General features: G+C 48.6%; 20 protein-coding genes and 2 pseudogenes. 14 read left to right on the top strand and 8 right to left on the bottom strand.

What is annotated here, in order from left to right:
• The 3 genes from AC13CN_RS03445 to cuyA form a co-directional block, all read right to left on the bottom strand.
• The coding region (locus AC13CN_RS03445; protein WP_483052993.1) for an IS256 family transposase at nt 1–759 on the bottom strand (759 nt) is incomplete at its 3' end.
• 887 nt (nt 760–1646) lie between these two features.
• On the bottom strand, nt 1647–2381 hold the full coding sequence (cuyB, locus tag AC13CN_RS03450; protein ID WP_483052994.1) for a cysteate racemase: 735 nt from the start codon (nt 2379–2381) through the stop codon (nt 1647–1649).
• Between the two features lie 861 nt (nt 2382–3242).
• On the bottom strand, nt 3243–4256 hold the full coding sequence (gene cuyA / locus AC13CN_RS03455; protein ID WP_483052995.1) for a D-cysteate sulfo-lyase: 1014 nt from the start codon (nt 4254–4256) through the stop codon (nt 3243–3245).
• 211 nt (nt 4257–4467) lie between these two features.
• Here cuyA and AC13CN_RS03460 point away from each other — a divergent pair, with 211 nt between their 5' ends.
• Nucleotides 4468–5379: a LysR substrate-binding domain-containing protein gene (locus AC13CN_RS03460; RefSeq protein WP_483052996.1), complete on the top strand. Its 912-nt coding sequence runs from the start codon at nt 4468–4470 to the stop codon at nt 5377–5379.
• 31 nt (nt 5380–5410) lie between these two features.
• Here AC13CN_RS03460 and AC13CN_RS03465 read toward each other — a convergent pair.
• Together AC13CN_RS03465 and AC13CN_RS03470 are read right to left on the bottom strand one after the other, a co-directional pair.
• A pseudogene (locus tag AC13CN_RS03465) lies at nt 5411–6378 on the bottom strand (IS630 family transposase).
• A 778-nt stretch (nt 6379–7156) separates the two neighbouring features.
• Nucleotides 7157–7321, bottom strand: coding sequence for a transposase (locus AC13CN_RS03470; RefSeq protein ID WP_483053021.1), 165 nt, complete (start codon nt 7319–7321; stop codon nt 7157–7159).
• 351 nt (nt 7322–7672) lie between these two features.
• Here AC13CN_RS03470 and AC13CN_RS03475 point away from each other — a divergent pair, with 351 nt between their 5' ends.
• From AC13CN_RS03475 to AC13CN_RS03535, 13 genes are all read left to right on the top strand, one after another.
• Entirely contained in the window at nt 7673–8398 is a 726-nt protein-coding gene (locus AC13CN_RS03475; RefSeq protein WP_483052997.1) for a succinate dehydrogenase/fumarate reductase iron-sulfur subunit, read from the top strand.
• Complete coding sequence (locus tag AC13CN_RS03480; protein ID WP_483052998.1) at nt 8395–8733, top strand: hypothetical protein; 339 nt, start codon at nt 8395–8397, stop codon at nt 8731–8733. Before AC13CN_RS03475 ends, AC13CN_RS03480 begins: the two co-directional genes overlap by 4 nt.
• Nucleotides 8730–9068, top strand: a complete 339-nt coding sequence (locus tag AC13CN_RS03485; protein WP_483052999.1) for a succinate dehydrogenase/fumarate reductase transmembrane subunit — start codon at nt 8730–8732, stop codon at nt 9066–9068. Before AC13CN_RS03480 ends, AC13CN_RS03485 begins: the two co-directional genes overlap by 4 nt.
• Nucleotides 9069–9111: 43 nt before the next feature.
• Nucleotides 9112–10848: an L-aspartate oxidase gene (locus AC13CN_RS03490; protein ID WP_483053000.1), complete on the top strand. Its 1737-nt coding sequence runs from the start codon at nt 9112–9114 to the stop codon at nt 10846–10848.
• On the top strand, nt 10845–11810 hold the full coding sequence (locus AC13CN_RS03495; protein ID WP_483053001.1) for a fumarate hydratase: 966 nt from the start codon (nt 10845–10847) through the stop codon (nt 11808–11810). Before AC13CN_RS03490 ends, AC13CN_RS03495 begins: the two co-directional genes overlap by 4 nt.
• A complete protein-coding gene (locus AC13CN_RS03500) occupies nt 11807–12538 on the top strand; it encodes a fumarate hydratase C-terminal domain-containing protein (protein ID WP_483053002.1) in 732 nt (243 codons plus the stop codon). Before AC13CN_RS03495 ends, AC13CN_RS03500 begins: the two co-directional genes overlap by 4 nt.
• Entirely contained in the window at nt 12538–14028 is a 1491-nt protein-coding gene (locus AC13CN_RS03505; RefSeq protein WP_483053003.1) for a CoA-acylating methylmalonate-semialdehyde dehydrogenase, read from the top strand. Before AC13CN_RS03500 ends, AC13CN_RS03505 begins: the two co-directional genes overlap by 1 nt.
• Nucleotides 14029–14184: 156 nt before the next feature.
• Nucleotides 14185–14931 (top strand): sulfite exporter TauE/SafE family protein, encoded by a 747-nt coding sequence (locus AC13CN_RS03510; RefSeq protein WP_483053004.1) that lies wholly within the window; start codon nt 14185–14187, stop codon nt 14929–14931.
• 28 nt (nt 14932–14959) lie between these two features.
• Complete coding sequence (locus AC13CN_RS03515; RefSeq protein WP_483053005.1) at nt 14960–15301, top strand: NIPSNAP family protein; 342 nt, start codon at nt 14960–14962, stop codon at nt 15299–15301.
• Between the two features lie 143 nt (nt 15302–15444).
• Nucleotides 15445–16458: a Bug family tripartite tricarboxylate transporter substrate binding protein gene (locus tag AC13CN_RS03520; RefSeq protein WP_483053006.1), complete on the top strand. Its 1014-nt coding sequence runs from the start codon at nt 15445–15447 to the stop codon at nt 16456–16458.
• A 62-nt stretch (nt 16459–16520) separates the two neighbouring features.
• A complete protein-coding gene (locus AC13CN_RS03525; RefSeq protein ID WP_483053007.1) occupies nt 16521–17012 on the top strand; it encodes a tripartite tricarboxylate transporter TctB family protein in 492 nt (163 codons plus the stop codon).
• On the top strand, nt 17009–18493 hold the full coding sequence (locus AC13CN_RS03530) for a tripartite tricarboxylate transporter permease (protein ID WP_483053008.1): 1485 nt from the start codon (nt 17009–17011) through the stop codon (nt 18491–18493). The genes AC13CN_RS03525 and AC13CN_RS03530 overlap by 4 nt, the downstream gene beginning before the upstream one ends.
• 136 nt (nt 18494–18629) lie before the next feature.
• A complete protein-coding gene (locus AC13CN_RS03535; protein WP_483053009.1) occupies nt 18630–19685 on the top strand; it encodes a YeiH family protein in 1056 nt (351 codons plus the stop codon).
• A gap of 346 nt (nt 19686–20031) precedes the next feature.
• Here the strand turns inward: AC13CN_RS03535 and AC13CN_RS03540 are convergent.
• From AC13CN_RS03540 to ydiJ, 3 genes and pseudogenes are all read right to left on the bottom strand, one after another.
• Nucleotides 20032–20379, bottom strand: a pseudogene (locus AC13CN_RS03540) (integrase core domain-containing protein); the annotation flags it as partial.
• Between the two features lie 29 nt (nt 20380–20408).
• On the bottom strand, nt 20409–21662 hold the full coding sequence (locus tag AC13CN_RS03545; protein WP_011783528.1) for an IS256 family transposase: 1254 nt from the start codon (nt 21660–21662) through the stop codon (nt 20409–20411).
• A gap of 129 nt (nt 21663–21791) precedes the next feature.
• Nucleotides 21792–24932 (bottom strand): D-2-hydroxyglutarate dehydrogenase YdiJ, encoded by a 3141-nt coding sequence (gene ydiJ, locus AC13CN_RS03550; protein ID WP_483053010.1) that lies wholly within the window; start codon nt 24930–24932, stop codon nt 21792–21794.
• Nucleotides 24933–25020: the final 88 nt, after the last annotated feature.

The following is a 25020-nucleotide window of genomic DNA, read 5'->3' on the forward strand; positions in this document are numbered from 1 at the left end:
ATAGACCTTGCTCAGTGCAGCCCAGAAGCCCATGGCGCCGTCGCCGACCGCCAGCTTGGGGGCAGTGGTCAGCCCGCGCTCGCGTAGACCCGTGAGCAGCTCTTTCCAGCTGGCCTCCGACTCGCGTTGCCCATCCTCGACGACGACCAGCTCCTTGCGGCCCTGATCGGTAACACCGATGATCACCAACAGGCACAGGCGGTCATCCATGCGCACGTTGCTGTACACGCCGTCTGCCCACCAGTAGACGTAGCGCTGCTCTGATAAGCCCCGCTTCTGCCACTCGGCGTGCTCAGCCTCCCACTGCTTCTTGAGCCGCGACACAGTATTGGCCGAAAGCCCCTTGGCCTGGTCGCCCAGCAGGGCTGCCAGGGCCTCCTGGTAGTCACCGGTGGAGACCCCCTTCAGGTAGAGCCAGGGGATCAGCTCTTCGATGCTCCGGGCCCGCTTCAGGTAGGGCGGCAGCAGCGCGCTGCTGAAGGTAACCCCATCACCGCTGCGATCGCGGGTCCGGGGCACCTTGACCTCGACGTCGCCGATACCGGTCTGCACCGTGCGCTCCGGCAAGTAGCCGTTGCGGACGACGGCACGGCGACCGTCTTCCAGCGTCTTCTCGGCGTACTGCTCAAGGAACGTGCTCAACTCGGCCTCCACGGCTTTGGCGATCAGATCTCGGGCACCTTGGCGAAGCAATTCATGCAGCGGGTCGGTAGCGCCAGTGTCTGGTTGCGTCACGGCTTGGAGGGTAGAATCGGTCATGGCGTATCCATCCTATGCTGGTTGTGATCTGGCGTGATCAATCAGCAGGATACGCCACCCTTCCTTCTGCCCTCCATACACAAGAACTGAGCTTAACTCTATATTCAATCCACCACCGTCCAACGCTGTCAGCAATGTCCATGCCGCTTATCTTGGTCTCAATGTACACCATTCGAGTATATTATCTATAGCTATCGCCGAAGCAAGCCGCCAGGAACCCGAGTTCCGCGGTTGAATCCCAAACCTAATGCCATAGGCAAGTTGATCTGTCAGAAGATCCACCGTTTCTAGGGGCCGCCACCGCTGTTCGGTTACGAAGTCGGTCCTTGCTGCTATGGGCTTAATCACCCCATTCAATACAGTGGCCATGACGCGGAGGTGGTCGCACCATCTCTGATCCCGAAATGTGCATCAGGTCGCGTAAAGACAGTTCGTCGAGACGTCAGGTGTTGGCACGCCTGACTCGCTCCGGAGAACTTACCCCAGTGTGGGTTCCTAAACATGAGCAAGAGTTGATTCAGGATTTAATGCGGGCACGCCAAGATATAAAGGCTATCGAACTCAAGGCTCGAAAACAATTGAGCGCTTTTTTCGCTGCGGAATGGTACGCGAAAAAGGGGCCTGCTCAATGAGCAAACCACATGGAAGTCGGGAAAATGATGACAACTGTGTTCCAGTGCATATGACCGCGACGAAGACGGCTGGAAGATGCGCTGAACTGATCTTGCTGGAGAGGACTTCACCAGCTTGCTACTCAGTACTATCACTGGGTAAGACGCCAACGGAAAAAGGGAAGTATCATCACCTTACCGTTTGATGACTATCTACAGCAGCAGTACTAATTTATTAAGGAAGCAAACATCACTCTTGAAAATTGAGATATAAGATCAATCGCTAATTTTTTTATTTTCTGCCACAACCTCTTCGGCGAGAATTTGAAGAGTATCAACCACTGGCAGAGACGTTACGAGCATATCGCCTATGATTGATAGTTCTGTGCATGCCAGTACCAGTACATTAGCATGTTTAATTCTTAGATCAGCCGCAGCTGCATTAAACATATCCAGTACAGCAGGTTGATGTCCTTGGCCGCGTTTCACAGCACGAATCACTTCAAGTACAGCCTCTTCATCATTTGGATACACTAATGACAACCCCCGTTGCTCGGCAAAACCTTCATAGAGTCCGATTTTATGCAGAGCAGGAGAGCAAAGCATGCCGACATGAGCACTGGGCAAGAGCTTCACAATCGAATTCAGAGTTCGCTCGACAATGTGCCAAACAGGGATGTTCACCGCATCTTGAGCGTCCTTCCAATAGTAATGAGCCGTGTTGCAAGGCATTACCAGGAAGTTAGCACCGGCCTGCTCCAGTCGCCGCGCCATTTCAGCAATAACAGGACCTGGGCTTTCTCCGTCGCCATCAATGAGCGCTTTGATACGCGATGGCACTTTCGGATTATTATCGACCAGTAAATGCACATGGTCTATGTCGTCCTGAGCCTGAGTGGCATTAATAACCTGCTGCATAAAAGTTACGGTGGCATCAGGTCCCATTCCTCCTATTACTCCAACAATAATATGATCCAAGGAATTTACTACAGTAGTTTTTTTTATATTCATTGCATTTCAATCCTGGAATTTTTTTGAAAATTTTCCTATTCAAAAGGAAGTTAATTTTAATTAAAAATGCTAGCAGTAAAGCAATCACAACCATATAACCACTCTATGGTATGGCACGAACTTAGATACGTTAAATTTTAAACATTGACAGTGATCTGGCTAATAAATATATATCACCAAAGGGTGTTGTGAAAAAAAATGCTCAGAATAACTACAAGAATAATATCAAAATGTGCAGGATTTACACCAAAGCTTACCATTGCTGGCGTCACTATCATAAGAAAACTCTGCCGGGTATTGGAAAACTGTATTTTTCCCTGCCGGTAGCACTTAGGCAGCTACGACAGTATTTATGCAGCGTTTCCCTAATGAAAACGTACTGCTGGGTCGATTCTTAAACACTGTGGAGGTGAGCAAACCACAACATGAGGTACTCCTAAAGCCTTAGCGGTGGCCGCACTCATCAACGCAGGAGCCTCGTAGCATAACATTTTCCTTGAATGACTCAGTCCGCGCATCCGACTGGCAGGACGCGCTGCTCAAAGATAACACCCGGCTCAGTTTCTATTGCAAAAGAAGTTAGGCTGTCTCTCTGAGCCTGCATAAAAACATTTGATCTGCAGTGTACGAAATCGATGTCATTTTTAAAAGATTGCGGAACAGTGGCAATCAGTTGCTAGCATTTCTCGTCAGTAAGCACATCGCCACAGCTATCGTATTACGATAAAACCCTTTTAGCAGCTGCCTGTGACGACTTAATCTGTCGACTTGTCATCATTTTCTCCGCTAGGAGTTAACAACTGAAGACGTATTTACCTTTACAAAAGGAGGAGCCTATAAATCTCAATTAGATGATTTTGCTTACGCTTGATAATCGGGAAAACCAAAAGCTTCGGGATACCCAAACAGCGCCACACTGCCACCTGTGTGGAGAAAGACGATATTTTCACCTTCTTTAAAATGACCTTGACGTATCAGGTCAATCAGGCCAGCCATACCTTTTCCGGAGTACACTGGATCCAGCAGAATGCCTTCATGGCGGGCTAGTAATGTGACTGCTTCGATCATGCCATCAGTAGGGATGCCATAGCCATCACCTACATAATCGCAGTTAGCAACGACATCTTCCCGGGAAATAACTCCCGACAAACCAAGCTTCGCCTCTGTTTTTTGAGCCAGAGCAAAAACAAGATCTTCCTGTTTATCTTTAGGAGCACGTACTCCAATACCCAGAACTGGAATACCTGAATTACAGGCTGCAAGACCCGTGACAAGGCCTGCCTGAGTACCAGCACTGCCAGTTGCATGCACCACGTGATCAACCTGAAGCCCCATTTCATTAGCTTGTTCAAGAAGTTCTAGCGCAGCATTAACATAACCAAGAGCTCCTATCGCATTGGAACCACCACCAGGAATAATGTAGGGCGACTTACCTTTAGCTTTTAATTCACCCGCCAAAACTTCCATTTCTGCAGCCATGTCAGCCCCACCAGGTCTTTTACTGACTGTGGCTCCATGCAGTTGATCTAAAAAAACGTTACCGTTGTAGTTATAGGCTGTGTCATCGCTACCTGTTCGATCTTCCAGCAAAATGTGGCACTTAAGGCCCAGCTTGCATGCCGCTGCGACGGTCTGGCGGGCATGGTTAGACTGGGTAGCCCCTTGCGTAATAATCGTATCAGCTCCTTTATCGAAGGCATCCGCCATCAAAAACTCCAATTTACGCGTCTTATTGCCGCCAGTAGACAAGCCCGTGCAGTCATCGCGTTTGATCCACAGCCGTGGCCCCCCTAACAAACGACTCAGGTTATCCATAGGTTCAAGTGGTGTCGGCATGTGGCCCAACCGGACACGAGGAAAACGGGAAAGGTGCATATGAGCCTCCAGGCGAGTAGTGGTTTGCATAAGCTTGCGCTTGAAATGACCGGTTCAATAGGACTGTGAACTCTTGTTTATCACTAATCGATCTTTCTAAAGGTTAATGGTTGCCCATGATGCAAACCAATGCCAAGATCCTCAGCAACGATTAATTTTTTGCATACGCAGAAAATAATTCTATATTCTAAAAAAATCACAGAATTTACATATGAAAATTGATTGGATAGAAGATTATTTTGCTCTTATTGATGCAGGCACCTTCTCTCAAGCTGCCGAGCTAAGGCATGTGACCCAGCCAGCGTTCTCGCGGCGCATAAGACAGCTGGAGGAATGGCTGGGTGTAGAACTGATTGACCGTCACTCAACGCGATTTACACTGACAGCACATGCAAAAGCCCATGAAGGGGCTATGCGAGATTGGCTGGCACACCTTTATGCTATGCGTAGCCGCATTCGAGCAGACGCCTTACATGGCCCTCGTGCAATTCTGACGACTCAGCACACGCTAACGGTTAGTTATTTGCCCAAGCTTTTGCGTTATTTCCGACAAAATGCGCCAGACGCGCGCCTGCAAGTGCGGCCATCTGATCGCAATGAATGCATCCGTAATTTTCAACGAGGTGAGGCTGACTTATTATTATGTAGTGAAATGGAAGGCGCGCAGCTAAGCTTTGATAAAGGAGAATTGGAGCGCATTCTTCTAGGAACCGAGCAATTAATTCCTGTATGTGCATCCAACCGCTTGGGCCGTCCTTTGTTTAATCTTGAAAGTCAATCGTATTTGCCACTGATCGGATACAATACAGATAGTTTTATAGGCAGCATTCTGGCAAGCCCATATCTTCTTGACCTTCAGAGACGTTATGATATCGAGCTTATATGCGAGACCTCGTTTACCATTGGCATACGTGAACTCACCCTGGCGGGCCTTGGTATAAGTTGGCTACCAAGTGGTTTGATTGAAGAGGACATAATATCCGGCAAGCTCATATCATTAATTGATTTACTGGGAGGTCCACGACTAGATGTGGCCTTTTACCGTCAAATTAATGTAACTAATGCACCAGTGGATGAACTTTGGAACTTGATTCGCGAACGCCCTGGTAGTGTAAGCATCTAACTGCTTATTCAAAATTAATCGCGTGATCCTTTCAATAGCTATCCAAATAGCCGGTGTACCTCTTCCCAGAGGCTATTAAACGAAAGGTAAGCGCTTAACGGCAGCCATGCGTACTTCATCAGACGCCACAGTAACTCAATCAGCTCCGACGAGCGGTCGGTAGGTAAACCAAATGCACACGGTGCGACAACCACTCCACTAGCTTTCGCCTGAAGGCCTGCGAGCGATGCATGCTGGTATTTTTGAGCACCTCAACAGTGAAGGTATCGAGGTTCTTCTGCGCTAAAAACTGGTCAAACGCTTCGATGATCGTCTCGGTGGTCACTGGCCCGGCAGTGGTGTGCTAGATCAGTTTCCCAGCACAGTTGAGGAACTCCAATACGTGCAGCCTTCGGCTCTGTAAGTAGGCGGTCACCTCGCAGGGTTGCCCGATGGGACTCCATGCATAGGGTGCCGATGACTATAGTGAAAAACCTGACTTATCAAAGTAATAGAGTTAATGCTCCCCCTGGTCTCCTTGTTGGTAAAGGCTTTTAGGAGGCCTTGAGTGTTTCGGGAATCCGTCTTGCCACGCAGTGTACTTTGAGTGAGGGCCGGACGCGTTTGAAGATGAAGTCATTTTTTTCAACGCTCTACTGACGGCCTTGCCCGTCTCTTCCTCAAAACGAGCCTGCAGGGATCGAATATGGCGATGCTGTTCGCGATGAGCTCTTGCAGTCGCTGATGATCGTTCTCATCCAGGACTGGCGTGCGGCCCCACTGCGGGTCTTGTCGATCAATTCATCAAGGCCCGATGCTTCCCATTGTTAGAGCCATCGTGATAAGGCATCGCGGAGAACCTGCGGTATCTCCGGCTGGTTTTGTTGATCGTATGGCTTTTATTGCTCAGTAGGATGGCACGCGCACGGCGGCGTAGAGCACGCTTCTCGCCGTGGTGATAGCCTGAAGACAAGTCTGCTGTTCAGAGTCAGCAAGGGGAGCTACGAAGCGCCTTAACATTGTTCCATCCGTGAGAGATATCTGACTCCAACATTGCACGAAAACTTAAGATCAAGTACTTAACTCCTGAAAGAGGCCGGATGATAGATTAAGCCATAGGAATTTTCCTCTATTGATAACGCGTAACCACATTTTTTACATTGTCCAGGAACAACGAGATGGATATCAAACTGCATAAAACAGCGACCACCATACTGCCCATCCATCACTAGATTTTGCACGAAACGCTGGCTCGTAAGTACTCCACACACACCATCGCCTTAAAACTACTAGCACGCTGTGGTAATGCGGTGACATTCTTTAAGTCATCCAAAGCAGCATTCTATTGCATTTCGTTGACGATATTTGTACTTATCGAGCCGCTGGGTAGCTCAGGTCGGGTTCTTCGGTACATGTTGCGCTGAGCAATCACTGTTTTCATGCCGTGCCTGTCGCAATAATGCCGCAACTCATCGCTGTCATATCTTTTATCAGCCAAAATAATAATGATTACATTTGAGAGGCCGCCTAACGCTACCTGGTAGATGAACTCTCTTTAGTGTCGGAACTAAATACCGAGATTCTGCCGCTTGCCCAGCAGACACCATGAACGCCAGAGGCTAGCCATGGCGTTCACAAACCGAATTAATTTTGGTTGTCAATCCCCCCACCCCGCAATTACGGTCACGGGCATGATCTAGAGATACTTTCGAGCCATTTTTCCCCGCCAGCGGCAGCGCTTATGGCTCGCACGGAAGTCATATCCATTACCCACGTGTCCAGATCTATAAGGCCATCTTCACGTGATATAAGTTGCAAGGTTGCAAGGTTGCAAGCGAGTAAGAACTGCTTCAAACGTCCCGTTACCACTCCACTTGCGGAAATGGTCTTGCAACGTCGAACAAGGATCATATGGCTCGGATAAATCACACCATTTGGCGCGAGAGCGAAGCACCCAGAAGATACCATTGAGCCATTATTAGGTCATACCGTCTTGGTCTGCCCATGGTTTGAGGAGGCGACACGGTATCTTCAACCTGTGCCCAGCCGTCATCAGAGTTTTCATAACATCCAACCATTGCTTTCTCCTATGCTGTTTTTGCATAGGCGAAGTTAGCAGATAAGGCTTTTCTTACAAAACCTAGAAACCACAGGTGCTGCACTTATTGGTTGAATTCATAAGCATAAGAAAAAATTAACAAGTTGTTAAAAAAATATGGTTTTTAATAAGCTTGTCTAAACACTAGGATGTTTTAACAAAGATAATTCTGGCATTTTTGCTGATGTTCATTCCTGAAAAAACGTGGGAAGAAGTATGTCAAACCAACAAGAAATGATAACTGTATCAATCTGGCGCGGTAAGGAAGAGGGTAACCTCGAATCATTCGAAGTGCCTCTAGTAGATAACCAAACAATTCTTGATCTATTGACTAATATTCAGCGCGAGGTTGATCCGTCCTTATCTTATCGATTTGCCTGCCGTGTCGGAATGTGTGGGTCCTGTGCAATGCGAGTAAATGGAAAGCCACGCTGGACGTGTAGAACTCTCGTTAGCAAAGTTGTAACAAATGGTGAGCTGCGATTGGAACCACTCTCAAATTTTCCTGTAGTTAAAGATTTAGTGGTGGATATGGAGCCTTTCTTTAACAAGTGGCAGGAGGGTAAGGGACGGTTTGAAGCTAAAGATTCTGCGGTTAAAGAATTTGCTCCTATTAAGCCAGATAATAAAAAACGACAATTGGCTGATGCCGCTATTGAGTGTATTAATTGTGGTGTTTGTTATTCTGCTTGTGATGTAGTTGAAAGTAATCCTGACTATCTTGGGCCTGCTGCACTAAATCGTGCTTGGTCGCTGATAAACGATGAACGCGATGGCAGTACTATTGATCGGCTTAAGGCGGTGAGTGGTGATGGAGGGTGCCAGAATTGCCACACCAATTCACAGTGTGTGGCCCGCTGCCCACTTCAGCTAAACCCAACCTCATCTATTGCAGGGCTCAAAAAACTAATTGCTATGTCCACATTAAAGGGTGAACTATGAACAGTCGCCTTGAGATAAAATTATGGTTGGTCCACCGCTTAACCGGAATGGCCCTGGGTCTGTTCGTTATAATTCATCTTGTTACTATCCTGGTTGTTATACAGGGTGGTTTGTCAGCTGCCGAAATTATGGAAAGAACTAGTAGCAATTTTATTGTTATATCTTTTTACGGTCTATTTATTACAGCAGCTGCAGTTCATTCTGCTCTTGGTTTAAGAACTGTTGCACAAGAAGTTTTTAACTGGAAAGGTACCATTCTAAATGTCGTGATCTTTATATTCTTCGCGTTTTTATGCGTCGTTGGAATGGCTGCAATAATAGGGTTAGTACAATGAAACGAAATCACGATAAAAAAGAATATTGGGCGTCTTTTGTTCAGCGTTGGTCAGGGGTTGTACTTGCTTTGTTTTTGCCAGTGCATTTCTTAGTACTCAGTCTAGCACTGCAGGGCGGGGACGTGTTGGACAGTGTTTTGCACTGGTCAGATTTGCCAATGGTTAAATTTGCCGAAGCTGGCTTAGTCGGGCTTCTTGCAGTTCACTTGATGGGTGGTATAAGAATTCTTGTTATTGAATTTTTTCGTTGGGCTGAGTGGCAAGGCCATCTCATTACCATTGCGGGTTTTGGTGCCGTCGCATGCGGTTCTATTTTTTTATTAAGAGCTTTTTAATCCGGCGAATTAGAAGCATATCCAAATTTAGTGGAGTATTAAAATGACTATTGCGCAGATTGAAACTGATGTCTTAATTCTTGGTTCTGGTGGGGCTGGCCTTTTCGCAGCACTACATGCTTATAAATCCGATTCGGACCTGAAAATAACAGTGGCCGTTAAAGGCTTGCTGGGTAAATGCGGCTGCACACGTATGGTTCAGGGCGGATACAACGTTGCTTTGAATCACGGTGATTCGGTTGAGCGACATTTTATGGATACGATCCATGGGGGTTATTGGATTCCTAACCAGGATCTCGCCTGGCGCCTAGTTGAGACGGCGCCTCAGCGAGTGCTGGAGCTAGAGAACGAAGTCGGCTGCTTTTTTGACCGTAATGACGATGGCTCGCTTCATGGTAAGGCGTTCGCAGGCCAGACATTTGATCGCACCATTCACAAAGGAGATCTGACTGGCATTGAAATTATCAACCGCTTGGCTGAGCAAGTATGGTCGCGGCCCATTGATCGGCTGGAAGATCATCGCGCAATTGAGCTGATTCCATCGGCTGAAGGCGACCGCATTTCTGGTGTCCTCATGGTCAATATCCGTACAGGCGAGCCGCTCTTTGTTAAAGCCAAGGCGGTGATGCTGGGTACCGGCGGTGGTCCGACCATGTACAGATACCACACGCCGTCCGGTGAAAAAACCTGCGACGGGCTGGCAATGGCACTGCGTGCGGGCTTGAATCTTCGAGACATGGAGATGGTGCAATTTCATCCAACAGGATTGCTGGCTGGCGAGGGTACTCGCCTAACCGGAACGGTGTTGGAAGAAGGTTTGCGCGGAGCTGGTGGCCATTTGCTCAACGGTCAAGGCGAGCGGTTCATGCATTCGTATGATGAGCGTGGTGAAAGGGCCACTCGGGATGTGGTGTCGCGTTCGATCTTTCGTGAAATGCGTAAAGGTCACACCACACCCAATGGTGGCGTGCATATAAAAATGTCGCACCTGGGGCCCGATGACGTTCGTAAAAAATTCAAAGGAATGGTGAGCCGTTGCAAGGATGTTGGTGCCGATCTGGCGGGCGGCTTGGTCGAGGTTGTACCGACGGCACACTACATGATGGGTGGTGTTGAGGTCAGCATTGACTGCGAGACGCAACTCCTCGGCCTTTACTGTGCGGGCGAGGACGCAGGCGGCGTTCATGGGGGCAATCGCCTGGGAGGAAATGGGGTCGCTAATTCTACTGTGTTTGGAGGCATTGCAGGAGATGTCATGGCTGATTGGGTGCAACAGCATGGAGCGCTTGTTGAGCCTGACTGGGACAAAATACAGGCCTCTCTTGATTTGATGGAAACTCCTTTCAGTCAGGCGCCAGGGGATCTGGCTGCGCTGCGTCTGAAGCTACTGGACAAAATGTGGGAAGGCGCTGGAATTATCCGGACTGAAGAGGGGCTTGAGCAAGCCTACACGGATGTTCAGGAAATTCAGCAAGAACTAATGGCAACTGGTGTCGCCGATTCAGGTCGGCAATACAATCAAACCTGGCATGACTGGATGAATCTTCATTCACAGGCGACCGTTAGCCTGGCGATTATTAAATCAGCTCAAATGCGGAAAAACTCGCGTGGAGCTCATTACCGCGATGATTTTCCGGATGCAGGTGATCTCGATACGTCAACCTATGTTCGAGTCAGCATGCAGGGTGACGATGCTTTGGTGACTGAAATTCCGGTTCAATTTACGCGAATCAAACCTGGCATGACCTTATTACAAGAAGAGATAGGAGCAGCTTCATGAGTGCAAAACCAAGTGCAATTATTCATCGGAAACTCATTCCAGAGCAATTAATACTGGAGACCGCAACCGAATTAATGACGCGTGCCGCTATCGATATACCGCCGGATTATCGCAACGCATTACGAGAGGCGGCGAGTAAGGAAACGGAAAGTATGTCCTGCTTTGTTATCAAAACGATGCTGGATAACTATGATGTTGCAGAGCAGGATCGGCGCCCCATGTGTGCTGATACAGGACTACCAAGATTTTATGTGAAGTCAGGTAATGAGGCGCAAGTCGAAGGAGGGTTTGTTGCCCTCGAGCGGGCAATACGAAAGGCTGTCGTTAATGGTACTAACAGTATTCCATTGCGGCCCAATCGCGTGCACCCACTAACGCGCAAGGACAACAATAATAATATTGGTATTCATGCCCCAGAAATCCAATATGCCTTTGAGCCTGGAGACGATTGGATTGATCTGATTACGGTACATAAAGGCGGGTTGTTTGGAACCGACTATCGCATGTTGTTTCCCGGCGATGGAATCGACGGAATAAAGCGTTTCTTTCTCGATACCATGGTCTCGTTCGGACGTCGTGGGCTCGCCTGCCAACCCGCAATTATTGGCGTGGGATTGGGCGGTAATAAAGACACCTGTATGCGCTTAGGGAAAGAAGCAGCCTGCCTACGTGTGGTCGGTGATGTTAATCCAGACCCTGATGTGGCGCGCTTGGAACACGAGCTAAAGGAACTTGGCAACAGCATAGGTATGGGGCCGATGGGGTTTGAAGGTCAAACCCTGGTGGTAGATTGTCATGTTGAGGTTGGTTACACCCATACCGGCGGCATGCCGATGAGTATTCATTCATTCTGCCATTCATCCCGCCGTTCTGCAGCAAGAATTTACAGTGATGGCCGCGTTGAGTTCAGAGATGACCCGCAGTGGTTCAGTGACTTCTATCGTCGAGAAGGTGTGGAATGAGCAATTTAAGAGTCGTTAAGCTGAAAGTTCCCGTAACACAGGAAGATGTCGACAACCTGGAGCAGGGCGACATTGTTTACATGACGGGTCTTATTTATACCGCTCGAGAGGGGGTATATAAAAAAGTACTGGAAGGCGGCCTTGATTTGCCAGTGGATATAAAGTCGCTATCCAATGTGAACTTTCATTGTTCGCCTGCCGCTGCTTCTGATGGCGAGGGTGGTTATCATGTAGGCGCAGTAACCGCTACCGCCAGTTTTCGCTTTGGCAAGTGGATGAAAGAGTGGTTTGAAGTTTCAGGAGCCAAAATAATTATCGGTAAAGGAGGTATGCCAGAAGAGGCATATCGTGAAATCTTCAAACCCAATGGTGCGCGCTACTTGTCGACAACAGGCTATGGTTCGGGTGCAATGCTAGGGCGCGGGATAAAGAAAGTAAAAGATGTGCACTGGCTTGAAGAAAATGGCATTGCCCAGGCTATGTGGATTTTCGAAGTTGAAGAAATAGGCCCTTTTATTGTTGATAATGATAGAGAAGGGAACAGCTTATTTGTCGAACATGAAAAAGCAGTGAATGTAAAACTTGAAAAGCTTTATGAAGGCTTGAAGCCACCGGCACTTAAGCGCTATGGAGAAACAACCAATCGCGCAGATGAAGTTATAGGTGAACCCGATCTTCAGCCCATTAAGTTTGTAAATGCTATGCCAAACATAAAGGATAAAAAATAATGCAATCAATTCATCACTACATTAATGGTCAGCATGTAGAAAGTGAAGGCTCTAATTTTTGTGAGATTTTCAATCCTGCCACAGGCGAGCAAACAGCAGAACTCAGCCTTGCGACGGCTGGGGATGTAGACACTGCGGTTAAATCGGCAGCAGCTGCGCAGCCTGCCTGGGCTGCCGTTCCGCCTGTACGTCGTGCACGGGTCATTATGCGTTTCTTACAGTTATTGAACGATAATGTCGATGATCTAGCACTATTAATTTCGCAAGAACATGGCAAAGTCCTTGATGATGCTAAAGGGGAGGTAACCCGAGGCATCGAGGTTGTTGAGTTTGCTTGTGGCATTCCGCACTTACTGAAAGGTGATTACAGCGAAAATGTGGGGACACGAGTAGACAGCTGGTCGGTACGTCAGCCTACTGGTGTGTGTGTCGGAATATCCCCGTTCAACTTTCCGGTCATGGTGCCATTGTGGATGTTCCCGATCGCCATAGCTTGTGGCAATACTTTTGTGATGAAACCGTCTGAAAAAGATCCCTCTAGTACTTTAAGGTTAGCAGAGCTCTTTACTGAAGCTGGGCTTCCAGATGGTGTTTTCAATGTTGTTAATGGTGATAAAGAGGCAGTTAATGCCTTATTGACGCACCCTCAGGTCAGCACGGTTAGCTTTGTTGGATCCACGCCCATTGCACGATATATACAGAAAGTCTGTGTAGAGCAAGGTAAGCGAGTCCAGGCGCTTGGTGGTGCCAAAAACCATGCCATAGTCATGCCCGATGCCGATATTGATGCGACAACCGACGCCCTTATGGGAGCGGCTTACGGTTCAGCAGGTGAACGTTGCATGGCTATCTCCGTTGTTGTTGCGGTAGGTGAAGTAGCTGATTCTTTGGTAGAGGCGATTACTAAGCGGCTTGATAGCTTGCAGGTATTACCGGGCACTAACCCTAAAGCGGATATGGGGCCGCTAATAACCCGTGAGCATCGCGATACGGTGTTGAGTTTTGTGGGTAGTGGTGTACAGGAAGGTGCGACACTTGTTTATGATGGACGCTCTATTAACCATCCTGAGCATGGTGACGGGTTCTTTATCGGTGGTAGTTTGTTTGATCACGTAAAGCCTGGTATGAAAATTTACGACAAGGAAATCTTTGGTCCTGTGCTTTCTATTGTGCGTGTTGATAACTACGAGGAAGCGCTCGAACTCATCAATTCCCATGAGTTTGGTAACGGTACAGCAATCTTTACTCAAGAAGGGCATGCTGCAAGAGAGTTCGCAGCACGTGTGCAAGCGGGAATGGTTGGTATTAACGTGCCAATCCCAGTACCTATGGCATTCCATAGCTTCGGTGGGTGGAAAAGCTCGCTTTTCGGTGATCACCACATGCATGGAATGGAAGGAGTCCGCTTTTTCACAAAATTAAAAACAGTAACGGCACGCTGGCAGGCAAGTAGTAGCACGTCGCAGTTCTCGATGCCAACAATGAAGTAACACAGACCACAGGCAACTATGCCAGCGGCATTCATTTATCTGAGTAACTATAAATTCGTTCCCTTGCGGTCCAGAATTTTGAGTTATGTCGGGAATGAATGGGCAGGTTTTTAGCTGGGCAAGAATAATTTTTTGGTAATTTAATAGGAACAGGGAATGAGTACCGAAATAATATTTTTGTCGCTTGCTGTGTCAGTTCTTGGATTTGCTGGTCTTGTGAAGGGTATGGTTGGGGTCGGCTTTCCCGTTGTGGCAATGTCGATTCTAACCGTATTTATGGAGCCTATCGTCGCTGTTGGACTTGTATCAATACCAGTACTGGTAACGAATGGGTGGCAGGCGTTTCAGGCCCAAAATTATGCCGCTGTATTTAGTCGCTTCTGGGCACTTATTATTACGTTAGTCGTGGGAACCTGGATTGGAGGGCTTGCGGTAGCCCAAGTGAATACAAATGTTTTGCTAGGAGCAATCGGCGCTGTTGCCATGCTGTTTTCACTTTTTAGTGTGCTATCGCCGAATTTTAATATTTCGAGCGGCCAAGAAAAGTTTTTTGGCCCATTGACTGGAGCAGTGGCAGGTGTCATGGGAGGCTTGACCACAGTTCATGGCCCTCCAGTTATGATGTACCTGTTGGCCTTGAACCTAAAGAAAGATGAGTTTGTAGGAACCGTTGGGATGATATGGCTCTGTGGCAGTGTTCCGATGGTTATTGCCTATATGTATAAGGGCGTACTTGGCCCGACCGAGATAGCTTGGTCATTATTGGCAATTATTCCTTCATGTATAGGTTTGTATTTTGGTACCTTGCTCAGAGGTAAAATAAATCAGAAAGCATTTAAGAATTTAATTATCGTGGCTCTTTTTATTATTGGCGTTAACTTGCTTCGTAGAAGCATTATTTAATCTTAATTTGGCTCTTTTGGGAGGCGGTATGTACGTTGACGAAAGAATTTATACTCTTAAGAATGGAAAAGTCGGTGAGTTTTTAAAATTGTACGAAGCAGAGGGTAAGGACGTACAGGTGCGCATTTTGGGCAATATGATTGGCTATTTCCATACAGATATAGGGCCTCTTAATCAAGTTGTGCATATGTGGGGGTACGAGTCCCTGGATGAAAGGCAACGCCTACGTGCAGAGCTCCAGGCTAGTGAAGAATGGCAGGCGTATGCAAAGAAAATGCGGCCACTAGTGCAGTCAATTGAAAATAAAATTCTTATTCCGGAGCCCTGGAGTCCAATTGGTGGAGAAGAAAAAGCTGACAGATCAACTTGAGTTTTATAAAGATAATCTTAAGCTTTTTTTAAATTTATATTTTTTTATTTAACTGTTTTTTTTTGAGACAGTACTTTAAGATTGAAGTAGACATCCAGTCTGCTAGATATAAAAATAATACAGTAGTTAATTGGAGAGCAATAATGAAAAGTAGTAATTTTTTATCACAAAAGATGATGGCAACTTGCTCTAAAGCTTTATTGCTTGGAACGTTAGGCATCGCTTACTCAGGTTTTGCTATTGCGGAATACCCAGAGAGACCTATATCGTTCGTTATACCTTATGGTAGTGGTGGTGCAACCGATATATCAGCCAGGGCTCTGAGCCAGGTATTATCAGACTATTCGTCCAAGCCAATCGTACTGGTAAACCGGGATGGTTCAGGTGGTGTAGTAGGCTCAGCCAGTGTCGCTAATTCCAAAGGTGATGGTTATACGATGCTGGCGGCGCGTGTTGGTTCTCATTCTGTTACTCCTGCGATGAAGAGTAATCTTCCTTATACTCTGGACGACTTTTCTTTTGTTGGAATTTATGAATTAAATCCTATTCTCTGTGCTGCAAGCGTTGACAGCGGGATTGAGAACATGGATGAACTAGTGGCACAAATTCGGGAGACACCGGGAGAGATCGCTTACTCATCCTCGGGTGTTGGAAGTATGCAACATCTGTCTAGCGTTATGGTGCTTAACTCCTTCGGCGTGGAAAATCCTCTCGATAACACCGTACATCTGCCAATGCGCGGAGGTGGTGGCGCGGCGACTGCAATCCTAAACGGTAGCGGAAGCTTTTTATGTGAGAACTCATCAGTTATTGCTAATTTCATAAAGGCCGGACAGCTTATTCCGCTTATGGTGACTAGCAAGGAACGGTTGCCTGACATTGATGCGCCAACAAGCGCTGAATTGGGCTATCCCGAGCTAGAGATTCTTGTGGGTTGGACAGGAATCGCTGGCCCCAAGTCTTTAAGTTCTGATGTTTCAAATACATGGAGCGATTGGCTGGATCAAGCGACTGCTGACTCAGACTTTGTAAAAAATATAGAAAGTCTTGGTTCTGTGATTGTGAATATGGGACCAGAAGAAAGCAAAACGTTTGTTGAAGAGCAGTCTTCAACATTTCGAGATTTAGTTGATGAATTAGGAATGCGGATTAACTAATCGCTAACCTTAGCGCACGCTTGCTAAGCGGCGTGCGCTTTTTCACGGCAAGGGTTGGTTCTATGATGACTATCAGAAAAGATGCCTTGGTGGGTATTGGGATTGTTTTATTATCTCTCTTTCTTGTTGTTTACTTCATTCCACAGTACGTTGATAGTCCTAGATCAGTAAGAAATATTGTATTATCACCTGTTTTTTGGCCCACTGTTATTGCCTGGATGATGCTTTTTATTGGCATTCTTATTTTGATTTTTCATTTTTTAAGCAAAGAACCTGCTAAGGATGAATCTAATAATGGAGAGCCGATTGGATCCTACCTTCGAATTTTACTATTTAGTGTTTTTTTAGCTGGTTATTATCTCTTGTTGCCAGTTATAGGCATGGTCTGGAGTTCGTCTTTAGCTTTTATTGTTTTTTCAATATTTATATCAGGCACTGCTTACAGAAAAACAGCTATAATTTGTGGTTTGTTGTTACCTTTAGCGCTGTATGCATTTTTTTATCATATTGCGGGCGTCAATATACCCCAAAGTGAATTGTTGAGGTTACCATGAGCATGATTGAAGTATTAGGAGATGCATTCGCGCTAGTTGCTAACTGGGAAAGTATTTTAGCATTGGGAATTGGTGTGTTAATCGGTGTTATTTGCGGTGCAATTCCCGGTATGTCGGCAACGATGGCTGTGGCTCTTACATTGCCATTTACATTCACGCTACCCCCTGTAGTCGGTATATTATTGCTTTTGGGTGTCTATAAAGGTGGTGTTTTCGGAGGTTGTATTCCGGCTATTTTGCTTAAAACGCCGGGCACTCCTGCTTCGAGTGCAACGGTATTAGACGGCTACCCAATGGTTAAAAATGGTCAGGCAGGTAAGGCGTTAGGAATGGCGCTCTATTCGTCCTGTACCGCAGATATTATTTCCAACCTCGCTCTGATCCTGTTTGCCGGCTGGCTGGCTTCTTTTGCAATGGAGTTTGGCCCACCAGAATTTTTCACCTTGATTGTATTTTCATTACTGATTATCGCAGGAATAGCTGGGGAAAAATTACTGTATGGTCTGTTCTCGGCAACCCTTGGGCTGCTTTTGGCTACGGTTGGGTTGGATCTTGTGTACGGGACTGACAGATTTATTATGGGCAACACAGATTTGATGGGAGGTCTCAATTTTATTGTTGTTCTGATCGGGCTTTTTGCAATTCCAGAGATTATAGCTTATGCCAGAAGGCCTTCCGATGAGCATGGGAAAGTTAATTGTTTGGGCAATGACTCAGTAAGTTTTTCTGAGTACAAACGTTGCTTCAAAACCATCTGCCGTGGAGGTGTTATCGGAGCTGTGTTGGGTTCGATTCCCGGTATTGGAGCGGCGCCTGCTGCTTTCCTGTCTTACAGTGAGGCGCGACGAAGCTCTAAAAACAAAGCCAATTTTGGTAAAGGTGAGATCGAAGGCGTCGCAGCATCTGAGTCCGGAAATAGTGGGGTTTGTGGTTCTACATTAATTCCTCTTCTAGCTCTGGGTATACCGGGTGATGTGGTTACGGCGATTATAATTGGTGCGTTTATGATACACGGCATTCAGCCGGGTCCGTTAATGTTCCAAAATAATGCTGATCTAATTTACGCTCTTTTTATGGGTCTTATTCTCAGTTCATTTTTTCTTTTATTCATTGGTGGATTTGCAATAAGAGTCTTTAAATATGTAGTAGATATTCCAAGGTCTATCTTGCTGCCATCAATTCTAGTGCTTTGTGTATATGGCGGGTTTGCGGTTAACAACTCAATGTTTGATGTTATGGTTATGTTCTTCCTGGGTGGTCTTGGTTATCTCATGATGAGATCTGATCTGCCAGCTGCTCCTTTCCTTATTGCGTTTGTTTTAGGGCCATTGCTGGAGGATAATTTTAGGCAATCTATGTTGATGTCTGGAGGTGAGCTGGGAATATTCTTTAGAAGTATTATTACTTGGGTTTTCTGGGCGCTAACGGTAGTAACACTATTTTTCATTATTAAGACTCATGTCAGAGAAAAGGCTTATTAAGCACCTGCAGATAACCCTTTTGCTATTACCGGAATGAAATTTACGCGTCCACAAATAATGATATTGCGTGTGATCCAGGATTATGGAGTTTTTCCGGAAGAGCGACACCTTTAAGCGAATCATGGAGAACAAGAAGATGAAACCAGAGGTTTTCACAGCAGCGAGAGGGAGCTGGCCAAATCGCTTGTCTCGGCAGTTAGGTGAATGCCGAGCCATAGGTCGTGGTCTTTTGGTGTGTATAACTATTGCCTTGGCTACTACCTTTATTGCTGATCATTACGGTGGGCCGACACTGCTTTACGCTCTATTATTTGGCATGTCGCTGCACTTTTTGAGTGAGGATGGGCTCTGTCTGCCAGGCATTGAGTTTGCTGCACGCACGGTTCTAAGGCTCGGTGTGGCACTATTAGGTGCACGCATGACGCTCGCTCAAGTTGGGGAGTTGGGTTTCGCCCCAGTGCTGACTGTCATTGCTGCCGTCATTCTTGTTATCGTTGCGGGTTCACTTATCGCTCGTGCACTGGGTCTTTCGAAAGACCTTGGGCTGTTGACTGGTGGCGCGGTGGCTATTTGTGGTGCCTCAGCGGCATTGGCCTTATCAGCTGTGATGCCAAAAAGTGATGTTAGTGAGCGCAACACTATCCTTACTGTAGTGGGTGTCACTACTCTCTCGACGATTGCCATGGTGACCTATCCTCTGATCGTTGGTGTGCTTGAGTTAGCCGATGTTCAAGCAGGTATTTTCTTGGGCGGTACTATTCATGATGTAGCTCAGGTGGTGGGTGCCGGCTATATTATTTCTGAAGAGACTGGTGATGTATCGACACTTGTTAAGTTAGTACGTGTCGCCATGTTGGTACCAGCCGTTATGATTTTTATGTGGTATTTTCGTAAAGTCCGCAAGGCTGAAAGTGGCGCGACCAAAGTGCCTATGCTACCAAGCTTTTTGGTTGGCTTCGTAGTCCTTGTACTGATAAATAGTGTAGGATTAATACCTGCGTCGGTCAGTGACTCCATGGCTGATCTATCCCGTTGGTGCTTAGTCACTGCTATTGCTGCACTTGGTATCAAAACTTCGTTCCAAAAGCTTGCTGTGGTAGGCTGGAAGCCAGTACTTCTAATGGTTCTGGAAACACTGATCTTATTCATCACAGTGCTCGGTATTGTCTTGGTGGGTGGGCTTGGAGTATGAGCCATGATTTTCAACCCAGTTGTCCAACTCGCTGCCTTTAAGCAGACTGTTTATTACGGTCGGTTTCTTGCAATTTGCCAGGGTTCAGCGACACCGAACCGAGTATCTCTCAGTTTCGGGTCTTGCCTGACCAGCGGCGTGGGTGACGGCACTTAGCCCTCTCATACACCGCTTTGCGGTGCTCAAGTCGTTCTCGGTCGACACCTCGATGCCGATCAGCTGGCGTCACCTACCGAATGCCACTATGCAGGTGCTGATCGTTGTAAGCTCTTACGAACGTTAGCATCTAGTCACGTACCGCGCTCAGCGATGCAAAGCCCTTTGTGGGCCCGACGTCACCCCATCTTCAGTAGCACCCGGGTTTTGAGTCAGAAGTAACTTTATCGTGTTTTACCACCAGTTCCTCGGCATAGGCTGACGGTGTCAGCCAACCAATACTCTTCTTCGGTCTTTCTTCGTTGTACTCCCGTCGCCATGCTTCGATGACCATCTTGGCGTGATGAATGCTGGTGAACCAATTCTCATACAGACACTCGTCTCGAAAGCGCTCATTGAACGATTCGATGTAGGCGTTTTGGTTGGGTTTTCCAGGTTCGATTAAAAACAGGGCAACGCCATGTAGATGAGCTCACGACAGCATGGCGCGACCACAGACTTCCTTTCCATTATTTGTACGAATGGCCTTAGGTAGCCCGAGTTATTGTCAAATCTGGTGTATGAGCATCAGGCGGCGTCTCTGCCGGATTGATCATCCACCCGTTCTCCATCCCGAAACTGAACGTTATTCACGACCAGCTTCAGTTGGTTAAACCCCTTGATCCGCTTCCAGCGTTTCTGGGCGGATTGGAGCAATTTAAATACCATCGATAACGTAGTGTCGCGGTTGCCACAGGACCGGCTTCGCTTGGTCCTCAGCCTGACTGTGGCGAAGGTGGACTCAATGGGATTCGTGGTCCTCAAGTGAATCCAGTGCGCTGCCGGGAAATCGTAAAAGGCCAGCAGTTCATCCCGGTCTTTTTCGAGGTTTTCCATGGCCTTCGGGTACTTGTCCCGGAATCGCCTTAACGTGCTGTCAAAGGCTTTGTGAGCGCCATCACGGGTCTCCGCCAGATAGATCTCATGCAGGTCTGACTTCACCTTCGGCTGTACGGACTTGGGCAGCTTGTCCAGCACGTTGGCAGTCTTGTGAACCCAGCACCTCTGGTGCCGGGTATCCGGAAACACCTTGCTCAGCGCTTTCCAGAAGCCCAAAGCCCCGTCGCCTACGGCCAGCTTGGGCGCATTGTCCAGGCCACGTTCACGCAAGCCGGTGAGCAGCTCTCGCCAGCTGGCTTCGGACTCGCGGTGGCCATCTTCCACCGCGACCAGCTCCTTGTGGCCATGCTCTGTGACCCCGATAATCACCAGCAGGCAAAGTCGATCATCCAGACGAACATTGCTGTAGACACCGTCTGCCCACCAGTAGACGTAGCGCTTCTGGCCCAGGTCACGGCGACGCCAATCCTCGTGCTCCTTCAGCCACCGTGCCTTGAGCCGTGACACCGTGTTGGCGGACAGGCCCTTGGCCTGCTCGCCGACCAAGGCACTCAGGGCCTCCTGGAAATTGCCAGAGGAGACACCGCGCAGGTAGAGCCAGGGGATGAGTTCATCCAGACTCTGGGCCCGCTTCAAATACGGTGGCAGGAGCTGACTGTTGAAGCGAATGCCGGAGCCGCTGCGGTCCCGGACCTTGGGCACCTGAACGTCAACATCTCCAACGCCTGTCTGAATGGTTCGCTTTGGTAAATGACCGTTTCGGACTACCGCCTTGCGACCATCGGGTGTCAATACATCGGCATACTGATCCAGTAGCCCCTGAAGCTCAGACTCGACAGCCCGCGCAATCAGGTCACGGGCACCCTGTCGGATCAGATCGTGCAAGGGATCGTTCGTGGTCGCCTCTGGTTGTGAAAGAGCATGCAGGTTAGACTTGGACATGGCGTATCCATCCTCTGTTGGTTGTGATCTTGGTGGTGATCAACCAACAGGATACGCCATCCTTTCAGCCTGCTTCCATACACCAGAAATCACCATAACTCAGGTAGCCCACGTTGTAAATGTAAAAAATTATGAAGGTTTGGAAGTAGATGAGCCGTAAGCATGATCCAAAGCTTCAGTCTTTACTTGTTTTATTTCTACCAACAGGGCCTGTAATGGATGGCGTAGTGTTTGTGCAGAGTAACGTTTCACCTGGTTGCGGCAGGAGTAACCGGTAGCCAAAAGCTTGCCTGTATTGTCATCAGCCTCTACCTGGGGCTGCCAGGATTGGGCGTAGATCGTTTTTGACGTAGCGGCGTTACGGGTTTCATGGCCGTAGGTGCCTGACATACCACAACAGCCGGAGGCCATCAGCTCAAGCTCTAACCCAAACGCCGCAAACACCTGTTGCCACGCTTTGGGGCTACCCGGTGCGTTGGTTTTCTCAGTGCAGTGGGAAAGTAGCTTAAAGCCAGGGTCAGTTAGCTTGAGTTGGCTAGGTGCCAGCGTATTAATGCGGGTGGCCAGCCATTCTTGCAGCATCAGCACTTCCGGCACCGCCTCATCTCCCAGCGCTTTAACGTACTCTTGGCGATAAGTCAGCGTCATCGCCGGGTCGATGCCGACCATGGGAATAACAAAGCGGGCCAACGTGCGCAACCGCTCTGCCTGTTTGGTGGCGGTGCGCTCGAAGGCGCCTAGAAAGCCCTGTACCTGAAGCGGTTTGCCGTTAGCAGAATAAGGCATCACAAACACGCGCAGATTGAGGCGCGATAATAGCTCCACCACGTCCATCACCAGCTTGGCTTCGAAGTGTGTGGTAAAGGCGTCCTGAACAATAATCACGCTGTTGGCACGCTGCTGTTCGGTTAATAGCGCCAGCGTTAGGGGCGTTGCTTCAGCGATGCCCCAGGCATTTAGCTGTTTCTTAACACTGGACCGGGAGAGAGCGGGTGAGTCGCTCATGCCCAGCGTGCAGCGCATGAGCTTTTCTACCCAGTGCTGACCGATCATCGCGTTATACAGCGGCGCAGCCTTGGCCAGGGTAGGCAGCATAAACTCGGTGCCACCTATGAGGTAGTCGCGAACCGGTCGCAGGTAACGACTGTGATAGACCTCTAAAAACTGCGAACGAAACTGTGGCACGTTAACCTTGATGGGGCACTGACCAGCGCAGGATTTACACGCCAAACAGCCCGCCATGGCGTCGTAAACCTCGTGGGAGTAGTCGTGGTGCTGCTTGCGGCTTAGCGTGTTAGCCATCCGCAGGGGAAAACTTTTAATAAACCCCCAACCGCCTTCGGCTTTCTTCTTGCGCGACTCTTCAACCACATCAATCCCTGCCTGGGATTGCAGGCGTAGCCATTCTCGAATCAAGCTGGCGCGGCCTTTGGGCGAGTGGCGACGATCCCGCGTTGCCTTCCAGGAAGGACACATGGGGTCGTCGAGGTCGTAGTTGTAGCAAGCACCGTTGCCATTGCAGTAGACCGCCGCGTCGTAAGCCTGCCAAGCGCGCTCGTCGATGGTGCGATCCAGCTGTCCACGGGTAGTGACGCCATCAATCGCCAGCAAATCAGGATCACTCTCCCTGGCAATCAGGTTGTCTCCCTCGGCGGGGGTGGCGATCTTGCCGGGGTTCAACTGATTGTAGGGGTCGAAAGCGGCCTTTACGCGCTGCAGGCTCGGGTAGAGTTCGCCAAAGAATTTGGGGGAGTACTCCGAACGCACGCCCTTGCCATGTTCGCCCCATAGCAGACCGCCATATTTCTTGGTAAGCGTAGCCACTTCATCGGAGACTGCACGAATCAGCTTTTCCTGTTCAGGGTCTTTCATATCGATTGCCGGGCGTACGTGTAGCACGCCAGCATCTACATGGCCAAACATACCGTAGGCGAGCCCACGAGCATCCAGCGCGGCACGAAACTCGGCGATAAAGTCCGCAAGATGCTCCGGCGGTACCGCAGCATCTTCTACAAACGGGATGGGCCGCTTCTCGCTCTGAACGTTGCCGAGCAGGCCCACTGAGCGTTTGCGCATAGCATAGACTTTCTGAATCTGGCTGCGCCCTTCGGCGAGGGTATAGCCCAGACGCTCTACTGTGGTGTCCTGGCTCAGGTGGTCGGTAAAGGCCCGTACCCGTTCGGCAAGGGCGCTTTCATCGTCGCCATTAAACTCAATCAGGTTGATACCGCAAATCGGTTCATTACCGGTTGCCGGGAAGAACTCTGCCACGCTGTCCCAGACAAAGTCCTTCATCGCCAGTTGAAGTACCGTGTCATCGACGGTTTCGATGGAGGTAGGCCGCGCGCTAGTGGCTTTTAGTGTCTTGGCATCGCGCAGAGCCTGCATAAAGCTGGTATAGCGCACGTTAACCAGGGTGGAGTGCTTGGGGATCAGCAGCACATTCAACACCGCTTCGTTTAAAAAGCCCAATGAACCTTCCGAGCCACATAGCAGACTATTGAGATTAAGCTGGCCTTCCTCATCACGCAGGTGGGCTAAATCGTAGCCGGTTAAACAGCGGTTGAGCGGTGGGAACTTTGCTTCTATCAGTTCGCGCTGCTGATCGATAATGTCTGCGGCAGTGGTATGTACACGGCCAAGAATGCCTTCCTGCTGGCGCTCAGCCTGCTCCTCATGCTGCGTTAAGGCGCGACTATGCAGATGCTTTCCACCGATCAGAATGGTATCGAGTGCCAGCACGTGGTTGCGGGTTTTACCGTATTCACAGCTGCCTTGGCCGCTGGCATCGGTGGAGATCATCCCGCCAATGGTGGCGCGATTGGAGGTGGAAAGTTCAGGGGCGAAAAACAGTCCATGGGGTTTGAGCGCAGCGTTGAGCTGGTCTTTGATCACCCCAGCTTGTACGCGTACCCGACGTGCTGCCACATCAATCTCAACGATCTGGTTCATATGGCGAGAGACGTCAACCACGATGCCGTCAGTCAACGATTGACCGTTGGTACCCGTGCCGCCGCCTCGTGGGGTCAAAACAATGCCTCGGTGGGAGGTCTGCGCAGCCAGCCGGGTCAGGCGTTCCAGGTCTTCAGCATGCTTGGGGTAGACTGCCGCCTGGGGCAGGCGTTGATAGATTGAGTTGTCGGTGGACAGCACCGTGCGGTTGGCGTAATCCGGTAAAACCTCCCCCTCAAAACCACGTGTCTGCAGCTCTTTGAGAAAGGTTAAGTAGCCCTCATCGAGACAAGGGAAAGTATCCAGTCGTGCAATCATGCCAACCTCATCAAATTCGCAATTTGGATAAAGAACTACACGGATCTATACCAGCTGAACCGCTGGAGATCGTTCAAGTATGCTTATG

The organism is Vreelandella sp. L-25 (assembly GCF_056857535.1).